The sequence below is a fragment of the Streptomyces capoamus genome (assembly GCF_014654935.1).
In the GTDB taxonomy this organism is placed as follows: Bacteria; Actinomycetota; Actinomycetes; order Streptomycetales; family Streptomycetaceae; genus Streptomyces; species Streptomyces capoamus.
Window position 1 is genome coordinate 138,363 of the sequence record NZ_BNBF01000017.1, and the last position, 6,307, is coordinate 144,669.

Annotated in this window: 12 protein-coding genes; 10 read left to right on the forward strand and 2 right to left on the reverse strand. The window is 70.7% G+C overall.

The genetic code is table 11. The features are described 5' to 3' along the window. From IE312_RS25370 to IE312_RS25400, 8 genes are all read left to right on the forward strand, one after another. Positions 1-620, forward strand: a 620-nt coding sequence (locus IE312_RS25370; RefSeq protein WP_189984638.1) for a peptidoglycan-binding protein, incomplete at its 5' end; no start/stop codon positions are given. 26 nt (positions 621-646) lie between these two features. After that, entirely contained in the window at positions 647-1,006 is a 360-nt protein-coding gene (locus IE312_RS25375) for a hypothetical protein (RefSeq protein ID WP_189984639.1), read from the forward strand. Between the two features lie 35 nt (positions 1,007-1,041). Further along, positions 1,042-1,344, forward strand: coding sequence for a hypothetical protein (locus IE312_RS25380; protein WP_189984640.1), 303 nt, complete (start codon positions 1,042-1,044; stop codon positions 1,342-1,344). After that, positions 1,322-1,546 carry a DUF7620 family protein gene (locus IE312_RS44695; RefSeq protein ID WP_440862367.1) on the forward strand — a complete coding sequence of 75 codons (225 nt, stop codon included), beginning with the start codon at positions 1,322-1,324 and terminating at the stop codon, positions 1,544-1,546. The genes IE312_RS25380 and IE312_RS44695 overlap by 23 nt, the downstream gene beginning before the upstream one ends. Beyond that, positions 1,543-1,884, forward strand: coding sequence for a putative phage holin (locus IE312_RS25385; RefSeq protein WP_189984641.1), 342 nt, complete (start codon positions 1,543-1,545; stop codon positions 1,882-1,884). The genes IE312_RS44695 and IE312_RS25385 overlap by 4 nt, the downstream gene beginning before the upstream one ends. A 3-nt stretch (positions 1,885-1,887) precedes the next feature. Further along, positions 1,888-2,328 (forward strand): hypothetical protein, encoded by a 441-nt coding sequence (locus IE312_RS25390; protein ID WP_189984642.1) that lies wholly within the window; start codon positions 1,888-1,890, stop codon positions 2,326-2,328. Between the two features lie 26 nt (positions 2,329-2,354). Then, a complete protein-coding gene (locus IE312_RS25395; RefSeq protein WP_189984643.1) occupies positions 2,355-3,398 on the forward strand; it encodes a hypothetical protein in 1,044 nt (347 codons plus the stop codon). Between the two features lie 6 nt (positions 3,399-3,404). Next, entirely contained in the window at positions 3,405-3,683 is a 279-nt protein-coding gene (locus IE312_RS25400; protein ID WP_189984644.1) for a phage fiber-tail adaptor protein, read from the forward strand. A 23-nt stretch (positions 3,684-3,706) separates the two neighbouring features. Here IE312_RS25400 and IE312_RS25405 read toward each other — a convergent pair whose 3' ends face one another. Continuing rightward, a complete protein-coding gene (locus IE312_RS25405) occupies positions 3,707-3,901 on the reverse strand; it encodes a hypothetical protein (RefSeq protein ID WP_189984645.1) in 195 nt (64 codons plus the stop codon). Between the two features lie 37 nt (positions 3,902-3,938). Here IE312_RS25405 and IE312_RS25410 point away from each other — a divergent pair, with 37 nt between their 5' ends. Continuing rightward, positions 3,939-4,601 (forward strand): HAD family hydrolase, encoded by a 663-nt coding sequence (locus IE312_RS25410; protein ID WP_189984646.1) that lies wholly within the window; start codon positions 3,939-3,941, stop codon positions 4,599-4,601. Here the strand turns inward: IE312_RS25410 and IE312_RS25415 are convergent. Next, positions 4,582-5,799, reverse strand: a complete 1,218-nt coding sequence (locus IE312_RS25415) for a helix-turn-helix transcriptional regulator (RefSeq protein ID WP_189984647.1) — start codon at positions 5,797-5,799, stop codon at positions 4,582-4,584. The genes IE312_RS25410 and IE312_RS25415 overlap by 20 nt on opposite strands. A 157-nt stretch (positions 5,800-5,956) precedes the next feature. Between IE312_RS25415 and IE312_RS25420 the strand changes: the two genes are divergently transcribed. Next, on the forward strand, positions 5,957-6,307 hold a 351-nt coding region (locus IE312_RS25420; protein ID WP_229900413.1), incomplete at its 3' end, for a hypothetical protein.

A 6,307-nucleotide genomic window follows, 5' to 3' on the forward strand; every position in this document is an offset into this window, starting at 1 on the left:
AGTTCGTGCCGGCCAACTGCCGCTCCAAGAGCCTGGCGGACGCAGCCGGCGGGACCCGCACCAACCGCGCCGGCTCGGTAGTGATTCAGGTGGAAGCCCTCTACTTCCCCTACTGCCGGGTCGGGACGCAGGTCTACCCCCGGCTGGTCGACACCCCGTGCAAGGGCTGGCCCGAGCTGCAGGCGTGGGTCCATTCGTGGGGGGTGCCCCTGGTCTGGCCCATGGGTCACCCGTCCAGCTTCGCGCCGAACCGCAGCGAGTCGGTGTGGGAGACGACGGCCGGCTGGTATGGGCACTCGCAGGTACCGGAGAACACCCACCAGGACCCCGGCTCGTGGCCCGGCTTCGTCGGCGCCCCGACCTCGCCGAAGTACGAGCCCTTCCCGGGGGCCAGCTGGTTCGTCATGGGCCGCCGGTCCCCGATCGTCACCGCGATGCACGACCGGCTCGTGGCCGTCGGCTGCAACCGCTACCAGTCCTCGAAGAACAAGGACGTCATCGGCTCCGGCGACGTCGCCAGCTACGAGGCGTGGCAGCGCAAGTGCGGCTTCACCGGCACCGCCGCGACCTGGCCGCCCGGCAAGACCACGTGGGATCTCCTCAAGGTCCCCAACGTCTGACCCAACCCTTCCGAGAGGAACCCACTGTGAGAATCTTCGGCCGCGAACCAGCCCTCGTCCTCGGCGTCATCAGCGCCGGCCTCAGCCTCGCCGTGACCTTCGGCATCGGCCTCACCTCCGACCAGGCCGGCGCGATAGTCGCCGTCATCACGGCGGTGTTCGCTGCGATCACCGCGGCGATGACCCGGCCGATCGCGCCGTCCGCGTTCACCGGTCTGGTCGCCGCGGTGGTGGCGCTGCTCGCCGCGTTCCACTTCAACGTCGCGCCGGAGACCGTCGGTTCGCTGAACGCGCTCGTGCTGGCCGTCCTGGTGTTCATCACGCGCGGCCACGTCACACCGGCCGGGCCCGCCGCTGGTGGCCAGGGCCGACCGGCAGGCGTGTGAGTGGTCCACTTCCAGACGCCGGCGAGGAGGGCGCGGTGAGCGAGATCTTCGGCATACCCGTAGCCCAGGGCGGTGCTACTGCGCTCCTCGTCCTCGTCGTCGTCCTGATCCTGACCGGCCGCCTCGTCCCCCGCAGCGTCCTGGAGGACACCAGGGCCGACCGGGACTACTGGCGGCAGGCCCACGGTGAGGAGGTCAAGGCTCGGCAGGCCGAGCGCGAGCTGACGAACGAACTGATGGAGGTCGCGCACACCGCCGACCAGGTACTGACCGCCCTGCCCCGGCCCCCCTCGATGAGGGAGGTGACCGCCGGCCATGTGGATCCGTCTCCTGAGTAGGCGCAAGAAGTGCAGCCCCGAGCGGGCGGCGGCACAGCAGGCTGTCGCGGACGCGCAGGAAGCACAGCGGGAGATCACTGAGGAGCGGCGGCCGCTGGTTCAGGCCGTCGCTCGCCGCCTGCGCGCGGCCCGCATGGAGAACCACTGGTCCGAGAGGATCGAAGCCGCGTACGCGGCGGCCCGTAGAGGAGCAGCGCAATGAGAGGTCTGGGGGTCGACGCCTGGATGAACGCGGTCATGTCGGCGCTCGGCGCGGTCGCCTGCGCAGTGTTCGTGATCACCTACCACCTGCGCGCCACCTGGTGGCGCAGCGAGGTGGGCCGCAATCAGATGGCGTTCGCGGCGACCATCGGACTGCTCTGCCTGTACACGGTCCTGGTCACATTCCTGCAGAACGACGAGTGCGCGATGCTCGTGCTGCGCAGCTTGAGCATCCTCGTCCGCCTGGCTGTCGTCGTGCTGATGGTGCAGCGCACCAGGCTCCTTCTGCAGGCCCAGCGCCAGAACCGCACCCGCAATGACCAGACGACTGGAGTGTGACCCATGGCCACCATCGTGTTCAACGTCGCCGCGGGAAGGCTCGCGGCTTACGCCGACCTGCCCGCGGCCGCCGACTCCCTGATCATGGTGCCTCTCGCGGCGGCCGGCCTCCCGAACGACGCAACGATGCGGGACTACGCCACGCTCGCCGCGGTCAAGGCGGGCGCAACGGAACAGACCACGCTGGGCCGCAAGACCTTGACGAACGTGACCGTCACCGTCGACAACGCGGCCGACAGGGTGGCGATCGACTGCGACGATGTCACGTGGACGGCGACGGCCGGCGCGGCGATCGGCGCCGTGGTCATCTGCTACAAGCCCGATACGGCCAGCGCGGACAGCGCGATCATCCCACTGACCAAGCACGACGTCACGATGACCCCAGACGGGACCAACTTCACCCTGACCGTCAGCGACTTCTTCCGAGCCAGCTCCGCCTCGTAGCGGCGAGCGGCTGCTGAGAGCAGGCCATGGCGAGCTTCAGCGACGACTTCAACCGGGCCGACTCCAGCAACTTGGGGGCCGGCTGGGTAGAGGTGTCCGGCGACTGGTCGATCATCTCCGGTCAGCTCAGCCCGGGCGCGGCAGGCGGCACCATCATCCTGCGCGCCGCCACCGCGATGGACAGCAGCGACCACTACGCGCAGGTCACCATCGCCGCCACCACCGCGGCCAGCCAAGGCGTGTGGGCCCGCGGCAACTCCAACATCAGCCAGGGCTACCTGTGGCGCAACAACGGCAGCAGCTGGGATCTGTTCAGCGTGGTTGGCGGCTCCTTCACCGTGATCGGTACCTACGCCGCGGCCGCCGCGCCCGGCGACATCGCGAAGGTGCAGGCCGTCGGCTCGACCATCACCGCCTACGTCAACGGTGTCCAACGCGTCTCCGTCGTCAATGCCGCCGTCACCACGGGCACCAGCGTCGGCATCCGCTCCGACTCGGCGGGCGCGCTCCGCTACGACGATTTCACCGCTGCGGACATCACCGCCGGCGTGACCCTCCCCATCGCCAGCAGTATCGAGGCCGGCCAGCCGCTCACCGGGACGAAGGCGGCCCTGCTCGCCACCGCCGCGGAATCCGACGGCGCGCAGCCGCTCGCTGGTGTCAAGACCACGGCGCTCTCGCCGGCTTCGGAGCAAGACACTGCGCTGGCCCTCGGCGGAACCAAGGTGGCCGCCCTGGACGTGGCCGCCACGGTCGAAGCGGCGCAGCCACTCACCGGGGGCAAGGCCGCCGCCCTCACGCCGGCAGTCGAGCAGAACACCGCCCAAGCTCTCGGCGGGGTGAAGACGAGCACTCTCGCTGCCGCCGGGACTGTCGAGACGGCGCTACCGCTGGTGGGTACCAAGTCCGCGGTCCTGCCAATCGCGCTGGAGGTCGACACGGCGCGGCCGCTCACCATCCCGTCCGTGGGGAGCACGGCTCCCAGTCCGGAGCGCACGTACAGGATTCCCGCCGAGCGCCGGCGCCTCGCCGTGCCCGCCGAGCACCGCACCCTGACAGTCCGGAGGTAGGCCGCCATGTCCGACAGCTTCACCAAGGATCCGTCCGCGCGTTTGGATTACAGCTGGGACTGGTCGGCGTGGTTGGCCGAGGTCGCTGACACCATCAGCTCTGCGACGGTCACCGTGCCGACCGGGCTCACGGCCGTCGGGTCACCCATCGTGGGCGACACGATCGTGACCCAGCGGGTGTCGGGCGGAACTGTCGATGCCGTGTACTCGGTGGTTTGCCAGATCGTCACGGGTGGGGGGCTGATCGATGAGCGGTCGATCTACCTCACGATCAAGGAGCGGTGACCAGGCGGCGTCCGTGGTCCGTCTTACGCGGCCTCGGTGACGCCGTCGTGCTCCACCTGCCGCAGTTGCGCCAGCAGATGCTGATACCGGGCTCGCTGCTCGGGCGACAGTGGCAGCGTCGGATGCGCGCCCGGCCCGGTCCAGAGACGGCGGATCTCCTCGTTGATCTCGTCGGCGGCAGAGCGCACCGGGCCTGAGGGCCGAGAAGAGGGGGACATGACCCCACTCTATCGGCCCGGTCAGTACCCTGACCCCATGATTCGCGCTGTGATCTTCGACGTGGGCGAGTGCCTCGTAGACGAGACGACCGAGTACGGCACCTGGGCCGACTGGCTCGGCGTACCACGCCACACCTTCGCTGCGATGTTCGGCGCGGTCATCGCGCAGGGCCGCGACTACCGCGAGGTGTTCCAGGAGTTCCGGCCCGGCTTCGACCTGTACGCCGAGCGCGAGGCCCGCGCGGCCGCGGGGAAGCCGGAGCACTTCGGAGAGGCCGACCTGTACCCGGACGTCCGCGACGCGCTCGCCGCGCTCCGAGCGGACGGCCTGTGGCTGGGCATCGCTGGCAACCAGACCGTTCGCGCCGGCCGGATCCTGCGCGAGCTGTTCACCCCGGACGTCGACCTGATCGGGACCAGTGACGACTGGGGCGCCAGCAAGCCCGACCGCGCGTTCTTCGACCGCGTCGCCGAGGTCGTCCCCGCTGAGGTGGGCGAGATGCTGTACGTCGGCGACCGCATCGACAACGACATCCGCCCGGCTGCCGCCGCGGGCATGCACACCGCGCTCGTGCACCGCGGGCCGTGGGCCACGATCCAGTGGCACACCGAGGAAGCGAAGAAGCTCCCCACCTTCCGGGTGGAGAGCCTCCTCGAACTGTCCCCGCTCATCAAGGGGTTCAACGAGCCAGTGCGCTGACCGTCGTCGACCACCCGAACAGCCGGTCGTCGAGGTCGCGGACGCACTGCTCGTGCTGGTGTGGCGCCAGCGCGCGCCGCACCTCTCGCACCCGGTCCATGCCCGTTGCGTACCAGGTGCGCTCCAGCTGGTCGAGCGCGCGGACCGCGTACCCGCACGCGGCCTCGGGGTCGCCGGCCGCGGCCTCGACGGCGGCCAGGTCCCCGAGGATCACGGTCACCTGCTTCTCGTCCTGCGGGCCGAGCGCGTCGAGCACCTCGAGCAGGGTGGCCCGGGCCTGCGGCAGGTGACCGGCCTTGAGCTGGGTGTTGCCCTTGAACGCCGCCAGCCGCACCGCGCTGAACCAGTCCATCCACTCCGGACTGTCGTGGTCGCTGCCCCGGGCGAGGACATCCTCGGCGTGCCCGATCAGGTGTAGCGCGGTGCGGGTGTTCCCGCAGCGGGTCTCGCACTCGGCCTCCACTGCGTCCAGCCACGCGAGCAGTTCCGCCGATGCCGGGCCGCGCCGGGCGTACGTCCGGGCGGCCACCATCCGCTCTACTGCTTCGTCCCGGCGGCCGTCCCAGCCGGGGATGAACGCGGTGTGCGCCAGCACCGCGGCGCCGAGCAGCGCGTTATCGGCCTCGCCGGCGGCCTGCAGCGCGCGGAGCCAGGTCTGCTGCGCCCGGTCCGGGACCCGCATGTCGAAGAACTCGATCCGCCCCGCGAGCAGCAGTGACTCCGATACGGCGGCGGCGATCCGTTGCCGTGTCTGGCCGGCGGCCTCGGGCATCAACGCGCAGCCGAGGGTGGCGTGCGCGACCGCCGCGGGGTGCAGGGTGGCCGGCGCGACGGACCAGTACAGCCGCCGGTGCGAGCGAGTCACGGCCTGGTAGTCGTCGGCGGCGCTCGCCGGCTGCATGGCCGCAGCCTGGGTAGGCACTGCGGCCAGGCCGACCGCGGCGGCGGTCGCTGCGAGAACGGTACGGCGGGACCGGTCCGTCGGTGCGCCGCCAGGCGGGGTGAACCCGAGCGCTTCGAGATCCTGGCCGAGGAGCCGGATGAGGGCCTGCCCTTGCTCAGGGTGCGGCCACGGCGGGGTGGCGGACTCCCAGCGGCGGACCTGCCGCACGCCGACACCGAGGGCGTCGGCCAGCGCCTGCTGGGAGACATATCCGGCGGCGATCCGCGCTGCCCTGAGCCTGGTGTTTCCCGGCATTGCTGCACCTCCGTGGTCGGCTCCTCGCGGGCAAGTGTCCACGCAGGCCCTGCCGTTGGCTACTCCTCACCCGCACGGCGCAAGGAAAGTCCGCTTCGCCGACGCGAAGAGACCTGTCCGGGTCCTCGGATTGACGTCCCGTCAGGACCACTCTGATGTGCACCAGATCACACCCGGTGCCGAGGAGACCACCATGCCGAGCGTCCACCTACCGTCCGCTGCAGGGGTCACCCTGCACGACGCCGGACAGGACTGGGACGCCATCCGCGTACCCCGAAGCGTCGGACTCGCCGCCATGGCCATCCTCGGCACCCGCTGCGGCGCGGTCCTGGAGGACTCAACGGTCATCTACTTCTTCGTGCCAGTCGGTGCCGCCGGCAACTGGGACGTGGAGAACACGCGCGGACTCGGCGCTGGCGCCTCCGTGACGATCCCGCCCATCCGGCGCACGGTCGGACCGGGCCCGCACTGGCGGATCTGCCCCGGGGCGGACGGCTGGCTCACCGAC

Coding starts and splice junctions, on each gene's coding strand:
- IE312_RS25410 (WP_189984646.1), top strand. CDS start 3,939: ATGATTCGCGCTGTGATCTTCGACGTGGGCGAGTGCCTCGTAGACGAG.
- IE312_RS44695 (WP_440862367.1), top strand. CDS start 1,322: ATGTGGATCCGTCTCCTGAGTAGGCGCAAGAAGTGCAGCCCCGAGCGG.
- IE312_RS25395 (WP_189984643.1), top strand. CDS start 2,355: ATGGCGAGCTTCAGCGACGACTTCAACCGGGCCGACTCCAGCAACTTG.
- IE312_RS25405 (WP_189984645.1), bottom strand. CDS start 3,901: ATGTCCCCCTCTTCTCGGCCCTCAGGCCCGGTGCGCTCTGCCGCCGAC.
- IE312_RS25400 (WP_189984644.1), top strand. CDS start 3,405: ATGTCCGACAGCTTCACCAAGGATCCGTCCGCGCGTTTGGATTACAGC.
- IE312_RS25415 (WP_189984647.1), bottom strand. CDS start 5,799: ATGCCGGGAAACACCAGGCTCAGGGCAGCGCGGATCGCCGCCGGATAT.
- IE312_RS25385 (WP_189984641.1), top strand. CDS start 1,543: ATGAGAGGTCTGGGGGTCGACGCCTGGATGAACGCGGTCATGTCGGCG.
- IE312_RS25390 (WP_189984642.1), top strand. CDS start 1,888: ATGGCCACCATCGTGTTCAACGTCGCCGCGGGAAGGCTCGCGGCTTAC.